General features: G+C 61.7%; 14 protein-coding genes. 8 read left to right on the top strand and 6 right to left on the bottom strand.

The window, feature by feature from the left end; genetic code table 11:
• Positions 1 to 190 precede the first annotated feature (190 nt).
• The gene (locus tag V5E97_RS00405; RefSeq protein WP_406697273.1) at positions 191 to 652 is read right to left on the bottom strand and encodes an SMI1/KNR4 family protein; all 462 of its coding nucleotides are present in this window, start codon (positions 650 to 652) and stop codon (positions 191 to 193) included.
• Positions 653 to 787: 135 nt separating this feature from the next.
• On the opposite strand from V5E97_RS00405, the gene V5E97_RS00400 reads away from it, so the two are divergent.
• Positions 788 to 1027: an H-X9-DG-CTERM domain-containing protein gene (locus tag V5E97_RS00400; protein WP_406697272.1), complete on the top strand. Its 240-nt coding sequence runs from the start codon at positions 788 to 790 to the stop codon at positions 1025 to 1027.
• A 39-nt stretch (positions 1028 to 1066) separates the two neighbouring features.
• Here V5E97_RS00400 and V5E97_RS00395 read toward each other — a convergent pair whose 3' ends face one another.
• Both V5E97_RS00395 and V5E97_RS00390 read right to left on the bottom strand, forming a co-directional pair.
• The gene (locus V5E97_RS00395) at positions 1067 to 3082 is read right to left on the bottom strand and encodes a PQQ-dependent sugar dehydrogenase (RefSeq protein WP_406697271.1); all 2016 of its coding nucleotides are present in this window, start codon (positions 3080 to 3082) and stop codon (positions 1067 to 1069) included.
• Between the two features lie 171 nt (positions 3083 to 3253).
• The gene (locus V5E97_RS00390) at positions 3254 to 3721 is read right to left on the bottom strand and encodes a protein tyrosine phosphatase family protein (RefSeq protein ID WP_406697270.1); all 468 of its coding nucleotides are present in this window, start codon (positions 3719 to 3721) and stop codon (positions 3254 to 3256) included.
• 185 nt (positions 3722 to 3906) lie between these two features.
• Between V5E97_RS00390 and V5E97_RS00385 the strand changes: the two genes are divergently transcribed.
• From V5E97_RS00385 to V5E97_RS00365, 5 genes are all read left to right on the top strand, one after another.
• Complete coding sequence (locus V5E97_RS00385) at positions 3907 to 4572, top strand: TetR/AcrR family transcriptional regulator (protein ID WP_406697269.1); 666 nt, start codon at positions 3907 to 3909, stop codon at positions 4570 to 4572.
• Positions 4562 to 5890: an efflux RND transporter periplasmic adaptor subunit gene (locus tag V5E97_RS00380; RefSeq protein ID WP_406697268.1), complete on the top strand. Its 1329-nt coding sequence runs from the start codon at positions 4562 to 4564 to the stop codon at positions 5888 to 5890. The genes V5E97_RS00385 and V5E97_RS00380 overlap by 11 nt, the downstream gene beginning before the upstream one ends.
• A gap of 205 nt (positions 5891 to 6095) precedes the next feature.
• On the top strand, positions 6096 to 9260 hold the full coding sequence (locus tag V5E97_RS00375) for an efflux RND transporter permease subunit (RefSeq protein WP_406697267.1): 3165 nt from the start codon (positions 6096 to 6098) through the stop codon (positions 9258 to 9260).
• Between the two features lie 337 nt (positions 9261 to 9597).
• On the top strand, positions 9598 to 12207 hold the full coding sequence (locus V5E97_RS00370) for a phosphocholine-specific phospholipase C (RefSeq protein WP_406697266.1): 2610 nt from the start codon (positions 9598 to 9600) through the stop codon (positions 12205 to 12207).
• Between the two features lie 134 nt (positions 12208 to 12341).
• Positions 12342 to 13277, top strand: a complete 936-nt coding sequence (locus V5E97_RS00365; protein WP_406697265.1) for an alpha/beta fold hydrolase — start codon at positions 12342 to 12344, stop codon at positions 13275 to 13277.
• A 436-nt stretch (positions 13278 to 13713) separates the two neighbouring features.
• On the opposite strand, the gene V5E97_RS00360 is transcribed toward V5E97_RS00365, so the two are convergent.
• Together V5E97_RS00360 and V5E97_RS00355 are read right to left on the bottom strand one after the other, a co-directional pair.
• Entirely contained in the window at positions 13714 to 14148 is a 435-nt protein-coding gene (locus V5E97_RS00360; protein WP_406697264.1) for a VOC family protein, read from the bottom strand.
• Between the two features lie 28 nt (positions 14149 to 14176).
• Positions 14177 to 14590: an IS66 family transposase gene (locus V5E97_RS00355; RefSeq protein WP_406697263.1), complete on the bottom strand. Its 414-nt coding sequence runs from the start codon at positions 14588 to 14590 to the stop codon at positions 14177 to 14179.
• Between the two features lie 137 nt (positions 14591 to 14727).
• Here V5E97_RS00355 and V5E97_RS00350 point away from each other — a divergent pair, with 137 nt between their 5' ends.
• Positions 14728 to 15636: a PP2C family protein-serine/threonine phosphatase gene (locus V5E97_RS00350; RefSeq protein WP_406697262.1), complete on the top strand. Its 909-nt coding sequence runs from the start codon at positions 14728 to 14730 to the stop codon at positions 15634 to 15636.
• Between the two features lie 55 nt (positions 15637 to 15691).
• Here V5E97_RS00350 and V5E97_RS00345 read toward each other — a convergent pair whose 3' ends face one another.
• Positions 15692 to 16510, bottom strand: coding sequence for an FkbM family methyltransferase (locus V5E97_RS00345; protein ID WP_406697261.1), 819 nt, complete (start codon positions 16508 to 16510; stop codon positions 15692 to 15694).
• 319 nt (positions 16511 to 16829) lie between these two features.
• Between V5E97_RS00345 and V5E97_RS00340 the strand changes: the two genes are divergently transcribed.
• Positions 16830 to 20906, top strand: a complete 4077-nt coding sequence (locus V5E97_RS00340; protein WP_406697260.1) for an AsmA-like C-terminal region-containing protein — start codon at positions 16830 to 16832, stop codon at positions 20904 to 20906.
• Positions 20907 to 20923: the final 17 nt, after the last annotated feature.

Here is a 20923-nt window from a genome sequence, read left to right as displayed (position 1 = left end):
TCCGAGCCTCGAAGTTTACGCGTTGAGCCACTACGCCGGGAATGTTCACGTTCTGGACAGGGACCGGGCCTCACTCGTCTGGATTCCCACGGAGGGAAAACGGACTAACAAAATCCGGTCCTGGGCACAGTCAGACAAGCGATATTGAGGAATGTGTAACTACGCCAGCGTTCGTCTGACGTCTTGTCGTTCAAGCGTATTCTTGTCCGTTAAGCTCGTCGTACATCCGCTTCTCGTTTGCCCACACTTCCAGCGGGTCTGCCCCGGCAACCTGGAATTCAGACCCCCACGAGGCAACCCAATGGATGACTTTGCCGGGGACGTCCTGCTTGATCCCCCAATGCGGGCCGCCCCCGCCGTCTCCGAAGAAGAGGCACTGCGATACCAGCCCTTGCGGGAACAGGTCGTCGCCCCGATAGAATAGGTTCATGTCCACGAGACCGGGACCGTGTTCGTCGTGCGCGAACAGCGGGCAGAAGAAGGCGGCACCGGTCGGCCCTTCGAACCCGTCAAAGGCGAGGTACATCGCCCTGAGCACTGGGGGTAACGTCTCCCCCAGTTCCGACTCGGCGCGGCGGATCTCGCTCTCGGAACAGGGCGGGCCGAAGGCGAAGCCAGCGAAGCAAGCACGCACGTCATCGGGCAGGCCCATTTGGCAACCCCCTTCGCATCAGGATGCTCCGAATACTTCCCCGGTCTGCCGGATGTCCGTACCCGCCGCTTTCCGGCTCTCATCCTGCCAACTTGTTAGCGGGAATCCCCTCTGTGGGAATCCAGGCTAGGGGCGATGCGGCGGGCTGCAGCGCACACGATTCTTGCCGGCGAGGTCGCTGAGGGGTTCAAGCCCTGGGGGGACCCCACGAACTTGAGAGACGCGGGGTTAGGGGTGAACCAGGCTCCCGGCGGGTTTGGTGGCCCGTCGGGGGCAGGAGCGAACTTATTGTTTATGGATGGATCCGTCCAGTTCTTCTCGAACACGACCTCGCCCTTGGTGTTCCGACGATTGAGCCGGTCGAGCTCAGAATAACCCACAGTGGTCGCGCAGCGGCTTGCGGTTGTTGCCGGGTCAACTCCGGCCGATGAACTCGGGTCCGGAGAGGATGGCGGACTCGGCCTGATCGGAAGACAGACCACGGCGGAACTGGAAGAGGGTCGTTCGGACTTCGTTTGCCGAAGGGCGACGGCCGAGGTAACTTCCGTACCATCCGACGACGAGTCTGGTTCGTGCCTCGGCTCCCGCGAGCAGTTGGTTGGCCAGGGCGTTGGTGGCGCCGCGCGAAACGTTTCGAATTCCTTGGTTCAGTTCAAATCGCCTGGGAGCACGTCCTAGAAATTCTTGATAGAGCGATTGAACGACCGCTCGAGGGGTGCCTCCGTGGCGAGCCGCGTATTCCTGCGAACTGACCAGGCTGGCACGGAAGCTTTCGCGGGACGTGCCGGCGTTGAGGAGGTTGAGCCCCGCCGTAAACTCGGCGGCGTTCGGCAGCCGGCCCAGGGACGTTTGGTAGGCGGCCACGACTTGCTGAGCGTGTCGCTCGGGTGAGGCGATCAGGGCGGAGGCGAGTTGCTGCGGGGTGACACCCTGAGCCAAGGCCAGGCTCAAGTTCGACAGGGCGACGGGCTCAGGCTCACGACCGAAAATGGCGGTGAACAACTTCCGTGCGTAGGGGGAATCACCGGTCAGGACGGCCGGCCGGCTGACGGCGGAACCAAACGGGTTGATCACCACCGCGCGGAACGACGCACCCAGATCTGCCGCCGTGACAGCCGGGATCGTGAACGATGCGCCGGTGGCTCCCTGGATGTTGGCGCCGTTTCGTTGCCACTGATAGGTCAGCGGGGCCGTGCCCGACGCCTCGACCGAGAAGGTGGCCGACCCGCCCAGAGGAACTGAGATGCCTGCGGGGTCGCGAGTCACGGCAGGAGCCTGGCCCGTCGGCGGCGGCGGTGCGGTGGACTGGATCTTGGCCAGAACGCCACCATTAGCGCCGCTGCCGATCGCGAGGTAGTAGAGGCTCCCCGCGGGGTCGACCCCGAGCGCGACCGGCAAGGCGGGGAGGCCGGTCGCGAACTCGGTCATGACACCCGTGCGGGGGTCGAGTTGATGGATCCAACGGCCGGTCAAATCGGTGAAGAAGTAATCACCCACCGCGCTGGTGGGAAACTGGGTCGTCGCTGGATTGTAGAAAACGCCGTCGGTGATCGCGTTGCCGTTCCCGGGATTCGAACCGTGCTGGTACGCGAAGATCGGAGCGCGGAAGCGAGGGTCGGTGGTTGGCCCCTCAGTCGCCGGCCAGCCGTAATTCGAGCCCGCAATCCCGTGGTCGATTTCCTCCCAGGTGTTCTCCCCCACGTCGTTGATGAACATGGTCCCCGTATCGGCCTGGAATGCAAAGGAGTAGGGATTGCGCAAGCCAATCGCCCAGATTGCTCGGTTCTGGCCGGTCGCGGTGTTATAGAACGGGTTGTCAGTCGGGATCGTGCCGTCTGCGTTGATCCGGAGAACTTTGCCGAGCAGATTGTCGAGCGACTGGGCGTTGGCCCGATTCGCGTTCTCACCGACCCCAATATAGAGTTTTCCATCTGGGCCGAAGTGAATGGCGCCGCCGTTGTGGTTGGTTGCCGTACTCAGAGCATTGATCTCGAGGATCGGCACCTCGCTCCCCGGCACCATGACGTCGCCGTTGGCGGTGAACCGGCTCACCCGGTTGTGTGCGGGGGAACCGGGCACCGTGTAGTAGGCATAGACATATTGGTTGTTGGAGAACTGGGGGTCGAACGCGACCCCAAGCAGGCCGCGCTCGCCGTTGGAGTCCACGTTCAGGCTCAGGAACGGCGTGGCGAGCAACTGGCCGTTCTTGACGACCCGGAGCTGGCCCTCCTGCTGAGCGATGAAGATCCGGCCGTCGGGCGCGAACTCGAACGTTGTTGGTCGGCTCAAGCCGGTCGCGACTGGCGTCTCGACGAATCCATTCAGAAGCGTCGTCAGCAATCTCCGGTCTTCGAGGCCGTCGACGGCCGGGCGGAAAACGGGGCGAGACGCGGTTCGCGTCCTGGTCCGTCCGAGGTCTTTCCACGCCATGAGAGGAAGTCTCCAAGGGCCGTGGAAAGGACATGCGGTCCCTTGCGGCCTATCCAGAGGGGGCGATCAGCCGGTTGTTCGGTTGAACCCTACCTCATGCAAAAGGAATACCCCAGACTGCCGAGTTTGCCAACTTTTTCGAGTCGTCGGATCGGCCGGTATCCAAGAGGCTCAGGGGGCCGTCGGTGGGTGCTCACGGAGATAATTCTCGACCAGGAGCCGCAATCCCCCCTCGACTTCCAGGCCGATTCCCCGCGCCTTGGTGATCACCTCGTCGGGCTTCCAGCCGAGGGCCTTCGCCTGATGGAGCAAGACCAGGGCGGCGGCTCGCGGTCCTTTGCGGCAATGGACCATGACTTTCCCAGAGCCGGTGTCGGTGTGCCGATCGATGAATTCGCAGACGGACTCGACGCCGGCTGCGGTCAGAGGCCCTGCGCCGACACCGTAGTGCAAGTAATCGAGCCCCAGAGCGCGAACTTTTTCCCCTTCGGCCGCTGGGCTCAGCGGTTGCTCCGGCTCGCCCTCGTTCCGAAGATTCACGATCCCCACATATCCCTCAGTTTTCAATCGTGTGAGGTCGGCCTCGCTCGGCTGATCGCCGATCGCGATCGTTGCCGTGATCTGTCGCTTCACGTTCATCTGCGTTCTCTCGCTCCTCTAGGGCTACTCTCGAACGAATGCATGCGGTCGCATGGCCTGCGGCCTGCCCCTAAATTGAGGTTATCGCCCCAGCCACTCCGGAGCCAGAGATCCCACGAGAATCCAACTTGACGACTTGTCGTCTTTTTCTATGATACCTACCGTTCGGTATAGGAAAAAAACTTATGGCGTTATCGAAAGTGAGAGGTTCGAACCTGAAGTCACCAGGGCCGGTCAAGACTGGGGCAAGTGAGGTTGCGCAGCACATTGCACACGTGGCGGCACATCTTTTTGCGACACAGGGGTACGACGCGACCTCGGTGCGGACGATCGTCGAGGCCGCCGGAGTGACGAAGCCGACGCTCTACTACCACTACGGGAGTAAGGAAGGGCTCGCTCAGGCTCTGGTGATCGTCCCGATGTCAAGCCTCAACCAAGACTTGAGGACGATCCTGGAGTCGGTCCCCGATCCGGTGGAAATGCTCGAGCGGACGTTCGAGGCCCATTTTGCCTGGTGTCGTGAGGATCCCGACCGTAGCCGATTTATTTTTGCCTTGTTCTTCGGACCGCTCGCCAACGGGTTGATGGCGGAGATGGAGAAGTTCAAGGGGGGGATGAGCTGTGTGATGACCGAGATCGTTCAACAGGCGGCGGATGCCGGGGTGGTCGACCCTGATCGGGTCGAGGCCTTCGGCACCGCTTGCCGGGGTTTGATCATCATCTCGATCATGGACTTCCTCTACAAGAAGAGGGACCTGGGGCCCGGGCTTGCGGCGCGCCTGGTGGGCGATCTTCTGGGTGGTTTTCGAAAGCCGGGTGGCCCGGCGGGGAGTCATGACAATGGCGGTTAGTCGCTGGTTCTTCACGTTAGGATGGAGCGGCGCGGCACCCCTGGCACTGGCCATGGCCATGGCCGGATGCGGTCACTCCACGGCGGAGCCCAAGGCCAAGGTCGAGACGGCTCCCAAGCCGGTTCCCGTGACGGTCGCCTTGGTGGAACAACGGCCCGTCGAGCGGACAGTCGAAGTGGTCGGGACGCTCAACGGCTGGGAGGACGTCACCGTCGGCAGCAAGAGCCAGGGACGCGTCCTCAAGGTGCATCACGATATGGGCGACCGGGTCAAACCGGGCGAACTGCTCGTGGAACTCGACCCCGTGGACGCCAATCTCGCGGTCCAGCAAGCCCAACGCCAGTTGCAGGCCGAACTGGCCAAGCTCGGCCTGAACGATCTGCCGACGACCCAGTTTGACGTCAACGCGGTTCCTGCCGTCGTTCAGGCGAAAGTGGCGCTCGACCGAGCCAAGCAAAATGTGGCTCGGGAACGGTCGCTGAACCGTCGGGGCGCGGGGGCCCAGCAGGATCTTCAGAATTCGGAGAATGACGAGCAAGGCGCGACGGCCGCCCTGGCCAATGCGGTCCTCACCGCCCAAGCGACTCTGGCCAACTCACGAGCCACCCGCGCGGCGGTGGACGTCGCCATGCAGGCCAAGACCGACACCGAGATCCGCGCCCCGATCCCGTACGCACGCCCGGCCGGTGTGACCGGTGAGATCGAGTACGCCGTGGCGAAACGCTTGGTGGCCGAAGGAGAAATGCTCAAGCAGGGGGATCCCGTCCTGCAACTCGTGGTCGAGAACCCGCTTCGGCTCTGGACCAACGTGCCCGAGCGCCACAGCGCCGAGATCCAGGTTGGGCAGGCGGTCCGCGTCAAGATCGCCTCGCACGCAGGTTCGACCTTCGAAGGGGCCGTTGCGCGAATCAACCCGTCGGTCGATTCGGTCAGCCGGACGTTCCAGGTGGAAGTGTCCGTCCCAAATCCCCGTGGCCTGCTCCGCCCTGGTGGTTTCGCCAAAGCTTCGATCCTGACCGACCGAAGCGCGACGGCGTCGATCGTGCCCATCGAGTCGGTCGTCAAGTATGCAGGGGTCACCAAGCTCTTCGTCGTCGAGGAGGGGAAGGCCCGCTCGATCAACGTCGAGACCGGGCAAGAAGGCCTGGGATGGATTGAGGTTGTCGGCGACTTACCCAAGAGCGCCGAGGTGGTCACCACCGGTCAGACGCAACTGGCCGATGCCACCGCCGTGACGATCCGGAAGCCCGAGGTCGAGGCGACGGCCCCGGCGGTGACCTCGGCGAAGACTCCCGATCCCGATGAATCCAAAAAATGAACTTCAATGAATCTTGGAGCAGGGATGGTTCCGGGCCGCTGGGACCCTCCCCTCAATCGGTCGTCGAGCACACTCAGGCGATCGGTCGAGACCGCGAGGCGGAAGTTTCACCGCGTCGTCACGCCGACTTGACGGTCCATCGTACTTTGGTCCCTGGCCGAGATGCAGGAAGTCTCGGGTTCACCTTCAGGATAAGGTCGTTCCTATGACCCTTTCCGATATCTGCATCAAACGTCCGGTCTTCACCTGGGTTCTGATCGCAGTCCCGGTTGTGCTTGGCCTGGTCTCCTATGGCAGTCTTGGAGTCGACCTCTTTCCCGACGTCGACTTCCCGGTCTGTACGGTCACCACCGTGCTGCCGGGCGCGGGGGTCGAGGAGATGGAGACCTCGGTCACCAAGCCGATTGAAGACATCATCAATACGGTCAGCGGGATCGAGGAATTGCGGTCGACCACCATGGAGGGGGTCTCGACCATCACGGTTCAGTTCGACCTTTCCAAGAACGGCAACGTCGGCACCCAGGAGGTCCGGGACAAGGTCAACACGATCCTGGGCGAACTTCCTGATGGGACCGAGGCGCCGATCATCGACAAGTTCGACACCGGCTCGATGCCCGTGTTGACGATCGCCGTCTCCGGCAAGCGTGACTTCCGCGAGGTGACGGAGATCGCGAGGAAACGAATCAAGGAACGCCTCGAGACGGTCAACGGCGTCGGTGCGGTCACGCTGGTTGGCGGCCGGGTCCGCGCGATGAACGTCGTGGTCGATACTGATAAGCTCGCCGGTTACGGACTCTCTGTCGACGAGGTCCGGCTGGCCCTCACGAGGCAGAACCTCGAGGTGCCCGGCGGCCGCGTGGACCAAGGGCCGCGCGAGCTCGTGCTCCGAACGCTCGGCCGGCTCAATACGGCGGCCGAGTTCAACGGGCTGATTGTCGCGAACCGCAACGGTTACCCGATCCGGGTCCGCGACATCGGCCGCGCGGAGGACTCTTACGAGGAGCCGCGGACCCTGGCTCGGCTCGATGGCTCGAGCGCGGTCAGCCTGGTCGTCCAGAAGCAGTCGGGCAGCAATACCGTGAAGGTCTCGGAAGACGTCAAGTCTCGGCTCGAGACCCTGCGAGAGAGCTTGCCCGCCGACATCGTGACCGAGATCATTCGCGATCAGTCCCGGTTCGTCAAGAAGTCGATTGAAGAAGTGAAGTTCCACTTGCTTCTCGCCGGTGTCCTGGTCTCGGCGACGATCTTGCTTTTCATCCGCGACTGGCGGACGACCGTGATCGCTACGATGGCCATTCCCACGTCGATCATTCCGACGTTTATGTTTATGAGCTACATGGGGTTCACGCTCAATAACATCACGATGCTCGGTTTGATTTTGGCCATCGGGATCGTGATCGACGACGCGGTGGTGGTGCACGAGAATATTTTTCGGCACATGGAAGAAGAGGGAATGGACGCGATGGAGGCGTCGCGGATCGGCACGCGCGAGATTGCGCTGCCGGTGTTGGCGACGAGCCTTTCTTTGATCGTGATCTTCGTACCGATCGCGTTCATGGGGGGGATCATCGGCCGGTTCTTCTCGAGCTTTGGTCTCACCGTCGCGTTCGCGGTGGCGATGAGCCTGTTCGTTTCGTTTACCTTGACGCCGATGCTTTGCAGCCGGTTCCTCAAGCTCGAGCCAAGCGAGGGCGGTCACGCCGGCAGCAAGTCGGGCTTCATCTATCGACTCGTCGATGGCAGTTATGGGATGGTGCTGCGTTGGGCCTTGCGGTTCAAGCCGTTGGTGGTCGTCCTGGCCCTCCTGGTCATCATGAGCACAGTCCCGATCGGTAAGATGATGGGGATGTCGTTGATCCCACGCGACGACCAGAGCGAATATGAGGTCACGATCACGACCCCCGAGGGATACAGCCTGGAGCGGACGAACCGGATCTGCAACGAGTTGGAAGGTCGGCTCCGCAAGCTCCAGGGGACCAAGCACCTGTTCACGACCATCGGCCAGTCGAGCGGTGGGCGGGTGGTCAAAGGTCAGGGGGATGTGACTCGCGCCACGGTTTATGTCAGCATGGAGGACCTTGAGGAACGGGAGTACTCCCAGTTCGCGGTCCAGCAAGAAGCGCGGGATATGCTGTTGGATTACCCCGACCTTCGCGCCAGTGTCAATGACGTCTCGGCGTTCCAGGGGGGCCGTCGCCCGCAAACCTTCCAGGTCAACCTGGCGGGGCCTGACCTGAATCAGCTTTCCAAGTACGCTGATGAGCTGATGAGGAAGCTCAAGGAGAAGCCTGGCCTCGTCGACATCGACACCTCGATCTCGTTGCGGAAGCCCGAGGTTCAGGTGATCGTCGATCGCGAGCGGGCGAGCGACCTCGGGATTCCGGTCGGCACGATCGCCGACACCTTGCGAGTTCTGGTTGGTGGCATGCCGATCTCGAAGTTCCGCGACGGCGACGAACAGTACGACGTCTGGCTCCGGGCCGAGGCGGCCGAACGCTCCTCGTCGGCCAACCTCTACCAGTTGAAGCTCCCATCGGCCACGGCCGGTCTGGTCAACCTCTCGAGCCTCGCGAAGCTGGTCGACGAACGAGGGCCGACCGAGATCGAGCGCTTGACCCGCGAGCGGATCGTCACCGTCCTGGGCAACCCCGAAGGGATCCCCCTGGGCGAGGCCGTCTCCCGCGCCGACCTGATCCTCAAAGAAATGAATATGCCCAAGCAGTACTCCTACATCTTCTCCGGTCAGGCGAAGACGATGGGAGAGACCGGGTACTACTTCATGATCGCGTTCGGGCTCTCGATCCTGTTTATGTATATGATCTTGTCTGCCCAGTTCGAGAGTTGGACCCAGCCGATCTCGATCCTGATGGCGTTGCCGGTGACGGTGCCCTTCGGCCTGCTTTCGCTGGTCCTCTTCCGCACGCCGATGGATATCTATGCGATGTTCGGCCTGTTCATGCTGGTCGGCATCGTCAAGAAGAACGGGATTCTTCAGGTTGATGCCACCAACCAGCTTCGCGACAAGGGCGTCCCCCGACGCGAGGCGATCATCGAGGCCAACCACACCCGACTTCGCCCGATCCTCATGACGACCGTAATGCTCGTGGCCGCGATGGTCCCGATCGCGCTCGGCCAGGGCCCAGGAGCAGGTGCCCGTGCGAGTATGGCCAAGGTGATCATCGGCGGACAGATGCTCTCCCTCGTCCTCGCCCTTCTGGTCACCCCGGTTTTCTACGAGATCATCGATATGTGGGTGAACTTCACCAAGCGGATGGGAATCCGGTTTTCGGTACAGTCCCACCCGGTTCCTCGCCCTCACTCTGGCGAGATCTCCAACGAGCAGCGAGACGCTTCGGAGAAGTACGTCTGACCGAAGTCGCCTTTGCAAGAAGCTGACGGGGGAGTGATCCGCGATGGATCACTCCCCCGTCTTCTTTTTCGTCTGAAGCAAAACACTTCTCGTAGCGAACGCTTCGGATTCCGCCATGGCAACAAACCTGCTGCCGTTCCGCGTCTTCGTCGGCGATTGGGTGATACGTGGAACGTCGTTTCTGCCGGTGGCGCCGATGGTAATCCTCTCTCGCTGAGACTAGGATTAGGGGTTTGCCGTCCCCGGTGCAATCAGTCCTTCGCACTCTCAGCCTCCCGTCGTTTCCGGCGGATGACGCGACCTTCGCCTCTAACCCTCCTCCCTGGACACAACACCCATGGACACCCGCCGCGACTTCATCAAAAAGGCGATGCTGCTCTCCGGAGCGGTCGGCTGGAATGGTTCCCCTTTCGAATCCATCGCCAGGGCGGCGGCGATCGAACCCGCGCCCGGCAGCACGTATGCGGACGCCGAGCATGTGGTGATTCTCATGCAGGAAAATCGCTCGTTCGATCACTGCTTTGGTACGCTCAAGGGCGTGCGTGGTTTCAACGATCCGCGCGCGGTCCGGCTCGCCAATGGCAATCCCGTCTGGCTGCAGAGCAACGCCGCGGGCGAGACGTATGCGCCCTTCCGCTTCGACATCCGCGGCACGAACATCACCTGGCTCGGCTCCACACCGCACTCGCGCTCCGACCAGGTCGATGCGCACAACGGCGGCAAATTCGATCGCTGGATCGACGTGAAGAAAGTCAGCGCCAAGGGCGCCGAGCGCATGCCGATGACCATGGGCTATTACACACGCGAGGATGTGCCGTTCAATTACGCGCTGGCGGATGCCTTCACGGTTTGCGACCAAAACTTTTGCTCCGCGATGACCAGCACGACGCCGAACCGGTTTTACCTTTGGTCCGGGACGGTTCGCGGTGAGCAGAACGGCGACGCGAAGGCCTACATTCGCAACGACGTTCCCTATGGCGAAGCGCACTGGACGACCTTTCCGGAGGTGCTCGAAAAGCACGGCGTCTCCTGGAAGGTTTACCAAAATGAGCTCACCGCCGGCGGGGGATTTTCCGGCGAAGCGCGCTCCTGGCTGTCGAACTTTGGGGACAACCCGTTGGAGGAACTCTCGCAGTTCAACGTGCGCTTTTCCCCGCGCTATGTCGCGGGACTCAAAGCGCAGACTGAGCAATTGCCCGGCGAGATCGAGAAGTTAAAGGCGGTGCTCGCGAGACCGCTGCCGGAGGCTGGCGATACGGCGGAAGCGAAGAAGGCCTTCGACAAGGCGCGACAGACGCTGGACAAGGCGAAGAAGGACATCGCCAAAAAGGAAGATGTGCTCCGCCAGGCGCAGGATGAGTTGAAGAAATGGAGCCGGGAAAACTTCGAGCAGCTCAGCGGCGAAGCGAGGAACCTCTATGAGAAAGCCTTCAGCACGAACGTGGGCGATCCCGACCAGCATCAGCTCACGAGCCTGAGCTACGAAGCAAACGGCAAGAAACGCGAGTTGAAGATTCCGAAGGGCGACATCCTCCACCAGTTCCGCCAGGACGTGAACAGCGGCACGCTTCCCGCCGTGTCGTGGCTCGTGGCTCCGGCGAACTTCAGCGACCATCCTTCGACGCCCTGGTATGGCAGTTGGTATGTCTCCGAGGTCATCGACATCCTGACGAAGAATCCCGAGGTCTGGAAGAAGACCATTTTTATCCTGAACTATGACGAGAACGACGGTTACTTCGATCACATCCCGCCGTTCACGGCGCCTGATCCGGCTAAGCCCGAGACCGGTAAGTGCTCGCCTGGCATCGACACGGGCGTCGAGTTCATCCGCCGCGCGCAGGAGCTGGCGCACGGCGTCGCGGAGAAGGAAGCGCGCGAAGGCCCGACGGGCCTCGGCTACCGCGTACCGATGGTCATCGCGTCGCCCTGGAGCCGCGGCGGACGGGTCTGCTCGCAGGTGTTCGATCACACCTCGGTCTTTCGCTTCGTGCAGGACTGGCTGGGCAAAAAGACCGGGAAGCAGATCACGGAAAACACCATCAGCCTTTGGCGCAAAACGGTGTGCGGTGACCTCACCTCCGCGTTTCGTCCGTTCGATGCGAGCGCTGACCGGAAGCTCGCCACGCTTGAGAAGACGCCGTTCATCAAGGGCATCTATGACGCCAAGTTCCAGCCGCTGCCGAGCAATTACCGGATGCTGACGGCGGATGAAATCGCGAAGACGGTGAACGATCCGCGCACTTCGCCGCATCTGCCGCAGCAGGAACCCGGCGTGAAACCCTCGAACGCGCTACCCTACCAGCTCTACGCCGATGCGCGCTTGAGCGACGACCGCAAGACGCTGTCCGTCGGGCTGGAAGCACGCAATGAAGTCTTCGGCGCACGCTCCGCCGGGTCGCCGTTCAACATTTTCACGCCGGTCAAATACGCCGCCGCTGGCGCGGATGGAAAGCAAGCCGCCTTCGAGCACGTGGGCAGCCGGTCCTACGCCGTCATCGCCGGGGACCGGCTCACCGACTCCTGGCCTGTGGCGTCCTTTGAAAATGGGCTCTATCACCTTCGCGTGTGTGGTCCCAACGGCTTCTACCGCGAGCACCGCGGCAGCGCGAACGATCCGGCGCTGCTCATCGAGTGCGATTACGAGCGCACACCCGCCGATGCGAGCAAACTCACCGGCAACATCGCGCTGCTAGTCAAAACCACGGATGCGCGGAAATCCTACGACGTGATCATCAAGGACCACGCTTATGGTGCCGAGCCGATCCGCCAGACCATCGCCGCGGGAAGCGCGCCGACGAAAATCGTGATCAATCCGTACCGCGGCCAGGGCTGGTATGACTTCAGCCTTCTCGTGCAGGGCTTCGAGGAGTTTGAGAAACGCCTCGCCGGTCGTGTCGAGACGGGTGCCGAAGGAATCACCGACCCATACATGGGGCGGCTGGTTTGAAGGCCAGCAGTCGCACCCATGGATTTGATCAATCTGCGACGGTAAAAGCACATTGTTGGGCATTTGCTTTTCATGCTTGGATGCGTGAAAAGCAATTTGCATTCCATGTCCATCGAAGAGCTATGAGGTAATCCATGACATTTTCTTTGGCTATGCGCCCCTCACTGTTTGGGTTTGTTCTGCTCTCCCTGTTCGCCTCCACAGCGGCTCCCAACTTCGCTCCGGCTGCAGAACCGCCGAACCTCGACACACGCGTCGAGCATGGCTACGCCACGAACAACGGCGTCCGTATCCACTACGCCAGCCTTGGCCAGGGGCCGCTCATCCTGATGATCCACGGATTTCCGGATTATTGGTTTACCTGGCGGCACCAAATGGACGGGCTGGCAAAGGATTACCAGGTCGTGGCGATTGACCAGCGAGGCTACAATCTCAGCGACAAACCCAAAGGTGTGGAGAATTACGACATGCGACTGCTGGTCGAGGACGTCGCAACGGTCGTCCGCCATCTGGGCCGCGATAAGGCAATCATCGTCGGCCACGATTGGGGCGGCGCGGTGGCCTGGGTGCTCGCCATGCAAAAGCCGGAACTGGTCGAAAAACTTGTCATCTTGAACCTGCCGCATCCGCGCGGGTTGAATCGAGAACTGGCGCACAATCCCAAGCAGCAGGAGAACAGCGTCTATGCCCGGCGCTTCCAGCAGGATGGCGCTCATCTGAAGCTCACCGCCGAAGGACTGGCCGCTTGGGTGAAAAATCCCCAAGCCCGCACGAATTACGTCGAAGCATTTCGCCGTTCGGATTTCGAAGCGATGTTGAATTACTACAAACGTAATTATCCCAGGGAGCCGTACACCGAAGACACTTCGCCGGTTGTGAAAGTAAAATGCCCGGTGTTGATGATTCACGGTTTGGATGATTGGGCCTTGTTGCCCGGCGCGTTGAATGGAACCTGGGACTGGATCGAGAAAGATCTGACTCTTGTTACGGTGCCGGGTGCGGGCCATTTCGTGCAGCAGGATGCCGCCGAGCTTGTCACCAAAACGATGAAAATGTGGCTGGCGCGTTAACAGCCGGCGGCACAAGGCCACGATGCACGCACGTCTTGCACCGGCTTCCCCGGCGCGGTTCCAGATGTGAACTCACAGTGCAAGGAAAACTGCTTATGAACAAAACAATCCAATTGCGTCATCGAGATTGGTGCTACCATTGTCGGCTGGTTTGGTAACGTCTTCGCTGTTCAGTTCGATGAAATGCCGATCGCCCTTCCACGGTTTTTCATTCCAAGGGACAGCATCCCACCAAACTCGACCGATCCGGCTTATTCGTCGGAGGGAGCTTTTTGTGTCCTGATACCAATCCCACGCTTCCTTCAGGGTTTTCACGATCTGGGCAATCGAGTCAATTACGTTCGCGATCGCGGCTCTGGTCGTCGGATTGCGTTTCCTGCAAACGCTTTGCGACCAGAAAAATTTCCTCCTCAAATTTTGCCATGCTCGCCGTGATTTAGCCAAGCTGCTCGGCAAGCCCGACGATGATCCCCTCCGGCCCGCGGATGTAGGCGAGCCGGTACGAGTCCCCGTACCGCATCTCGCCGATAAGCTCAGCCCCTCGGGCGACCATGCGCGCAACGAGCGCGTCGATGTCGTCGACGGCGAACATGACGCGGCGGAAGCCCAGCGTGTTGACCGGGGCGTCCACCGGCCCGAACCTGACCGCGTCGGGCGTGTGAAACTTGTCGAGTTCGATGCCCTGTCCATCGGGAGTCCGCATCATCGCGAGGGTGGCCCGGACATCCCCCAGCCCGATCAGGCTCCCGACCGAAGGCCCTTCGACCGTCGTCTCGCCCTCGAGCTTGAGGCCCAGTTCGACGAAGAACGCCTTGGTGGCTTCGAGATCGTCGACAACGATGAGGACGTTGTCCATCCGTTTAACTGACATATGCTTCCCTTCCTCTTTGATCCAGCTCCTAGCTCTTCCTGGCGATCCGGAAATGCACGGCCGCTTCGGAAGCCTCGAAACTGGCCACCTCGTAAAGCGGGAGACGAACGGCAAACTTGCTGACCAGCCCTGGGCCGGCAATCCCACCCGGCACGGACTTGGGGGGAACCGGTGGACTGGTCACGCCGTCGCGGCACTTCGAGCAGGATGTGGACTTTGACTTCGAGCTTCTCCGTTTGGGGCGTGCCGCCTGGGTCGGATCTCCCGACGCGTTGGCGTCGGTCTCCGGGGTCACGGCGGCTTCGACCGTCAGAGTCGCGTCATGGAGATCGAACAGATGGCCTTGCCCTGGGTTGTCGGCAAGGCGTTCGCGGCGGGGGCCGAAGACGTAGCGGCGAAACAGGGCCAGGGTCTCGGCCTGCTCGGCATGCTTCTCCTGCAACTGGCTCTAGTCGGTCGCGGTCGCCTCAAGGATCTGTTGGAGTTCCGTTTTTCGATCAGATCTGGCCCTAGTTTTGCATGTTATATTCTCCAGGTTGCCTGTGGTCCTTCGATTGCGCCAAGAGATTGGATCTACCGATGTCGAGTCTGGAATCTCCTTCCACACAATCGCTCGAAGTCCACGGCGCCAGCCCGGTTCCTGGTCGAGAGTTCCCGCCGACGGTTCGGGTCGAACTCGCGGGGAAGACCGACAAGGGGAAGGTGCGGAGCAAGAACGAAGACCATTTCCTGATCGCGCGGATGGCCAAGTCGATGACGGTCTGCGCGACCAGTCTTCCTGATACCGAAGGGACACGACTCTCGGAGCAGGAAGGTTATTTGATGATCGTCGCCGATGGCATGGGGGGAGCGGCGGCGGGCGAACATGCGAGCGCGGTGGCGGTGCAGAGTGTGGAGCGATATGTCCTTGATACGCTCAAGTGGTTCCTCCACCTCGAGGGGCGGGAAGAGCATGCGCTGTTGACCGAACTCCGGCAGGGGCTGGAGCGTGCCGACCGGGACGTCATCGAGCGTGCCAGCGTCGACCCCAAGCTACACGGGATGGGCACGACCATGACCATCGCCTACAGCGTGGGCAGCGACCTCTACATCGTGCATGCAGGCGACTCGCGGGCCTACCTGTTTCAGGAGGGCGTTCTCGAGCAAGTGACCAGCGACCACACCCTCGTGCAGGTCCTGGTTCAGGGGGGCGCGATTACGCCCGAGGATGCCAAGCGACACCGCAACCGCAACATCGTGACCAACGTCGTCGGTGGGCCTCGCGAAGGGGTTTTCGCCGAGATTCACAAGCTGAAGCTGGCCGACGGTGACGTCCTGCTCCTCTGCTCGGACGGCCTGACCGAGCCCGTCGCGGACGACGCGATCGCGGAGATCCTTGCCGGTAGCGAACATCCCGAGGTGGCCTGTTCGCGCCTGATCGAACGGGCCAACGAACGTGGCGGCCCTGATAACGTGACCGCCGTCGTCGTTCGCTATCAGATCCGTTGAGCGTGAGCGGGTCGGTATCGGCCCGCTCGCTGGCAAAAGTGCCGGCTCATTGGACTCAGGCCGCCTTGCGGAGCCGGTCGAGCTTGTGCCTGACACCGTCCCAGTGCCACTGGATCCGATCGCGGATCAAGGACGGCGGCGCCACCCGATGCGCAAAGAACCAGCCGGCGAGGTTGGGGATGTCGGGGTGCGGTACGATCGTCACGTCGAAGCCGGCCTGCTTCAAGAAGATGTCGAGGTCTTCGTGGATGAAGCGATTGTAGCCGTCGACCTTGGCGTGTTCGGGGATCTTGTGGAAAAAGTGGTCTTCGCCCGGTCCGTTGTTGTAGTTGTCGCTGAAGTTGTGATACTCGCCGATGATGCTGTCGACGAGGTGGATTTTTTTCGAGGTGAAGAGGATCGTGTATTCCGACCCTTCGCAGTCGAGCTTCACCAGACGCACCCGCTTGCGACCGTTTCGGGTCACGTCCATGACGATCTCATCAAACGAGACCGCATCGATCCCTGTTCCGCCCTGGGCGCCGATGACGTGGCCGGCGGCGTTGTTCTGATCCTCGAGGGATGAGAATGTCAGCGATTTGACTGGCTTGTCGGAACGCCAAACCGCCTTGTTCTGGATCAAAACGCGGTCGCCGTAGGAGGCGAGATTTCTCCGGGCGCACTCGAAGTTTTTGCTGAACGCCTCGAACCCGTAGACGTGCTGGGCCCCTCGCTCGAGCGCGGCATTGCAGAAACTGCCAATGTGCGTGCCGATGTCAAGGATGATGTCGTCGGGTCGGAAGGACTCGGGCAGCCGGTATTCGTTGCACACGTTGACTGCGTTGAAGACTTCTTCATCGCACGTGTCGGGCCGAAATGTAAACGAGTGACTCATCAGACCTCCTTGTCTGTCTGAGCGACGATATCGTCCTGGGTATCATGTCGAGATAGGTCGTGCAAACTATAGAGGGTTTGCCAGATTCCCGGAAGGTCAGATTTGTTGCGACGATTGCATTCGCTTTTCTCCTTGCAACCGGATTCTCGGCGGCGTTTCGTCCCACTTGCAGCCCGTTTGGCCGTTTCAATTCGCCAATTCCCCACAAAAGTCGCACCGCGACTTTGATCTTGGTCGTTGGATGGTAAGAGTTTTGCACCGTCTCGGATTTCGAGTGTTTGCCGATTGGCCTGCCAGCGCTTCCAGAGGGACCCCATCGATGCCAATCTCAACCAAGGTCTGGAAAACCCTCGGGGGCGGTCTGGTCGTGGCCCTCCTCGTGCTCGTCGTGGTCCGGACCTGGGTCGTCCCTGCATTGATCGTCCGCGCGATCCAGGGGCAACTCGAGGGCCGGGTCACCATTCGCGATTGGTGGCTGAATGGCCGATCGGCGGGGGTGATCGGTCTCACCGTTCACGAGCCGCACACCACTAACTCGGTCGCGTTCGCCACGGTCGAACGGGTCTCGACCGACCTCTCGCTCTGGCGGTTATTCCGCGGCCACTTTTTTCCAAGCATGATTGCGCTCCAGCGGCCTGTCGTTACGATCCGGGTCGATGACGCCGGGCGTCCTCTGAATTCGCCCACCATGAAAGGGGTGAATGACCCGTCGCTCCGCTTACCCAGGATTTCGATCGATGACGCGCGAGTCGTGTTCCACCGCGCTGGGAGCACGGACGACATGGTGGTTTCCGGAGTCGCCGCCGAGCTCAAGCCGGATCCGAGCGGGCGCACCCTGATCCTTTCCGGACGCACCAACGATCCAACCTGGGGCCAATGGACGGCGTCGGGGGTGATCGCCCCCGTGGATCAATGTGGTGACGTCATCCTGAAAGGGGCCCGGTTCGTGGCGGATCCGAAGTCGTTGGCTCGGGTGCCGTTCATCCCTTCCGAGGTCTGGACCCACGTCGTCCCACGAGGGCCCGTCAATGTGGATGTACGCCTCGACTGGGCCCCGGGCCGAACCCCGGAGTTCCAGGCGAAGACCGAGGTCACCTTGCTCGGTACGTCCGCACGATTTCCCACCTTGGAGCTGGCGGCGGATCACACCACCGGTACGTTGCGGTTCGATGGGGCGCTCGTCCGGGTCGAACGGGTTCAGGGGGAAGCCATCGGAGGTCAGGTTCACGGTGGCGGTACGCTCGATTTTGGTCGCTCTCCCCCCTTGATCGAACTCGCCCTGGAGCTGAAGAAGATCAAGGTCGAGGAAACGCCCAAGCTGTGGCAACTCGATAAGTCGGGCATCACCGGGCTGCTGACGGGGAAGGTCGAGCTGCACGCGGTCCTGAATCCAACGGGAGTCGACCTCTCGGGTTCGACCGGCGAAGCCAACGTGGAGAATGCGAGTATTCAGGGGATCCCCGTCAAATTGCTCCGCCTGGCGATGCGGGCCCAGGGGGCCAACCTGGAGTATGACACCAAGGCGGCCGGTGAAACGCGAGTGGAACGCCTCTTCAGAGGGCTGACTGCGTCCTTCTTCTCGTCTGACTCGATCGCTCCGAGGCTGGCCTGGGGGGCCTTACTCGTCCCGGAACTCGTTGCGTTTCAGGCGCCAACCGATCCCGAGACGCCGGTGGCCAAGGACGAAGAACCGCGCAAGTTCTCAGTGCAATTGCCCAAGACGATTTCGACCCAGCTCGAGCTGGAGGATGTCGATGTGGCCGAACTGATCGCCAAGGCTCAGTTCCTCTCTGCCTTCCCCTTTCCGGTGCCGGTCACCGGGAAGCTGAGCATGAAGGCGAAGGCCACTCTTCCTCTCGGTCATCTGAGCGACATCAAACAGTATCTTTTTGATGGTGATGTGACTCTGAAAGAAGCCTCGGTCTTCCATGTCGACTTTGCGCTGCTGACCGCCCGGCTCGAGTTGGATAACGGGATTCTCGACCTGAAGGAACTTCGTGGCGTTCTGGACGCCCGGCCTGACGGGGGGCCCGACAATCCGCCACGGAATCAGGCGCCGATGGTTCCCGCGGAGGGGCCACTGCCGCCCGGCGGATTTCGAGGCCATCTTCGCGCGGAGATTTCGCCTCCAGGAGCGTTCTCGGCAAAGTTCGAGGGAAATCAGCTCCCCTTGTGCGAGCTTTCCGCCCCCTTACTGCCGCGGCCCACGTCACTCGGCGGCCTTGCCTCGATGAATCTCGAGGCAGCGTGCGATCTGGCCAAGGCGACCGATCCTGCCGCCTGGTCCGTCTCGGGCAAAGTGGAAAGCGTTCAGATCACTTACCGGAGCGCGGCACTCGACCGGGTCGCGCTCCAGTTCCAGTTGAAGGAGGGACGACTCGACCTTCCCAGCCTGACCGCTCAAATGGCCGGCCATCCTTTGAGTGTCAAGGGGACGCTCGACGTGCGGCCACCGCTCGCGTATCAGGCCACGTTGAACGTGGAGGATTGGGATCTGGCCTCGATCCTTACGTGGGTGCCGAACGCGCCTCAGCCGTCGCCGGTCGGTGGCACGCTGAACGCTCACGCCGAGGCGCGGGGGACGTTGTCCCCCTGGACGATCACGACGGATGGAACGGGCCAGATTGCGCGTTTCCAGGCGGGACCAGTGCCGCTCGGCGACGTTCCGTTCCGCTGGATGACCGATCATGCTTCGGTGTTGATCTCAGACGTGGAGGCGCGTCCGTTCGGCGGGCGGCTTTCGGCCGAGGCCACGATTCCGGTGGCGGGGGGTGGGGCGGCCGAGGGGAATGCCACGTTCCGTGAGATCGATACCGCTCGGCTGAGCGCCTCGATTCCCGGGCAAGGGGTCAAACTCACGGGAAAGGCCGAAGGAAGTGTGGCCTTTGTCGTTCCCGCGAACGCGAATGGCATTGAGGCCAAGCTGCGGATTGCCTCCCCCGACCTGACCTTTCAGGGGATCCCGGCTGAGCAGGTCCGTGCCTCGATCCGCACCGAACCGGGCGTCTTGAAATATGAAGTGACTGCCGACAGCCTGGGAGGCAAGCTCAAGGCGATGGGCGATATCCCCCTGACGTCGACGCCGCCAGCGACTCAGGGCAAATCCGCCAACGGTGAGTTCCGCTTTGTCGGGTTCTCACTGGATCAACTCTGGAAAGCGTTCCAGATCGCGGGCCGTCCCTCGCTCCTCTCCGGTCAAGGGGCGATCGACGCCAATACTCGCGCGGTTCTGGAAGGCGCCACGAAGGGACTTTGGTTGCACGGGTTCCTCAACCTCGACGACCTCAAGTGGGATCAAAAAGAGTCGCTCGGCCGGTTGCGCGGAGTGGTCGCGAAGTCGCCGACGGTCTGGCGTGTCGAGCCGCTGAGTGGTGAGTTGATGGGAGGAGTGGCCAATGGCCTTTTCTGGGGAACAACCCCACCCCAGGGAAACGCCGAGGTTGGGTTCAATCTGCGAATCGAACGGGCAGCACTCAAGCGGATGTTGGTCTTTGCTCCCGATCTCGCGAGTCGGATCAGTGGGCTCGGGACGCTCCAGTTCACGGGTAGTTTTGACCAGGAACTCCGCGCGAATGCGAGCCTCTCCGTCGATCAGGCACAATTTGCAGGGCTCCCGATCAGTGAGTTCCAGGCCCCTGTCGTGTTGGCCTTCACTCCGTCGACCGGAACCGGCACGGTCCAGATTCGTCCGAGCTCCGCCCGGGTCGCCGGGGGGCAGGTTCGCGGTGACGGCTCGTTCCGGGTCGGTGCGGATCGCTCGTTTCAGGGGCAGGTCAAGCTCGCCGACATCGACCTTCACACCCTCAACCGGCTTGGATCCGACTCGCACCGACTGGCGACAGGCCGGATCTCGGGCCAGATTTCCCTGGCCGGCCCGGACCTGAACTTGCCCGAACGTTATCGAGGCAGGGTGATTCTTGATCTCGATGACGCCGCGCTCTTCTCAATTCCCATCTTTCGTGAGGTCGAGAAGTTTCTCGGTTCGGCGCGTGGTGGCCTTTTCGAGGACGGCGATCTGGTGGGCACGATCGCGAATCGGCAACTAATCGTCGAGTCGCTCGCGTTGGAAGGACGTCTCGTGCAGTTGCATATCACGGGGACGGTTGGCTTCGACACCCAGTTGAACCTGGAAGTCCTGGTCAACACCAACAAGATCATCCCCGAGACGGGCCTACTCCTGGTCTCCCGAATTCCCGGCCTGAGCGACGTTTTGGGGCGGAGCGAGCAGGCGATTGCCCGGATCGGGACCTATCTTTCCAACCGCCTGTTGAAGCTGCGAGTAACCGGCACGATCGAGCACCCGTCCGTCACCATTGATGCGTCGATCCTCGTGGCCGAGACTGCGGCCACCTTTTTCGCGGGGGTACTCAAGCTACCTCTCGGGTTCTTGAGATAAGCGATCGCCCTGCCCTG

This window comes from Singulisphaera photorubra, assembly GCF_045290345.1.
Classification (GTDB): Bacteria; Planctomycetota; Planctomycetia; order Isosphaerales; family Isosphaeraceae; genus Singulisphaera.
This window is presented reverse-complemented; position numbering and strand designations above follow the sequence as displayed.

What these genes read in the sequence shown, in the direction of transcription:
- V5E97_RS00405 (WP_406697273.1), bottom strand. Translation starts at nt 652, where the DNA reads ATGGGCCTGCCCGATGACGTGCGTGCTTGCTTCGCTGGCTTCGCCTTC.
- V5E97_RS00400 (WP_406697272.1), top strand. Translation starts at nt 788, where the DNA reads ATGCGGCGGGCTGCAGCGCACACGATTCTTGCCGGCGAGGTCGCTGAG.
- V5E97_RS00395 (WP_406697271.1), bottom strand. Translation starts at nt 3,082, where the DNA reads ATGGCGTGGAAAGACCTCGGACGGACCAGGACGCGAACCGCGTCTCGC.
- V5E97_RS00390 (WP_406697270.1), bottom strand. Translation starts at nt 3,721, where the DNA reads ATGAACGTGAAGCGACAGATCACGGCAACGATCGCGATCGGCGATCAG.
- V5E97_RS00385 (WP_406697269.1), top strand. Translation starts at nt 3,907, where the DNA reads ATGGCGTTATCGAAAGTGAGAGGTTCGAACCTGAAGTCACCAGGGCCG.
- V5E97_RS00380 (WP_406697268.1), top strand. Translation starts at nt 4,562, where the DNA reads ATGGCGGTTAGTCGCTGGTTCTTCACGTTAGGATGGAGCGGCGCGGCA.
- V5E97_RS00375 (WP_406697267.1), top strand. Translation starts at nt 6,096, where the DNA reads ATGACCCTTTCCGATATCTGCATCAAACGTCCGGTCTTCACCTGGGTT.
- V5E97_RS00370 (WP_406697266.1), top strand. Translation starts at nt 9,598, where the DNA reads ATGGACACCCGCCGCGACTTCATCAAAAAGGCGATGCTGCTCTCCGGA.
- V5E97_RS00365 (WP_406697265.1), top strand. Translation starts at nt 12,342, where the DNA reads ATGACATTTTCTTTGGCTATGCGCCCCTCACTGTTTGGGTTTGTTCTG.
- V5E97_RS00360 (WP_406697264.1), bottom strand. Translation starts at nt 14,148, where the DNA reads ATGTCAGTTAAACGGATGGACAACGTCCTCATCGTTGTCGACGATCTC.
- V5E97_RS00350 (WP_406697262.1), top strand. Translation starts at nt 14,728, where the DNA reads ATGTCGAGTCTGGAATCTCCTTCCACACAATCGCTCGAAGTCCACGGC.
- V5E97_RS00345 (WP_406697261.1), bottom strand. Translation starts at nt 16,510, where the DNA reads ATGAGTCACTCGTTTACATTTCGGCCCGACACGTGCGATGAAGAAGTC.
- V5E97_RS00340 (WP_406697260.1), top strand. Translation starts at nt 16,830, where the DNA reads ATGCCAATCTCAACCAAGGTCTGGAAAACCCTCGGGGGCGGTCTGGTC.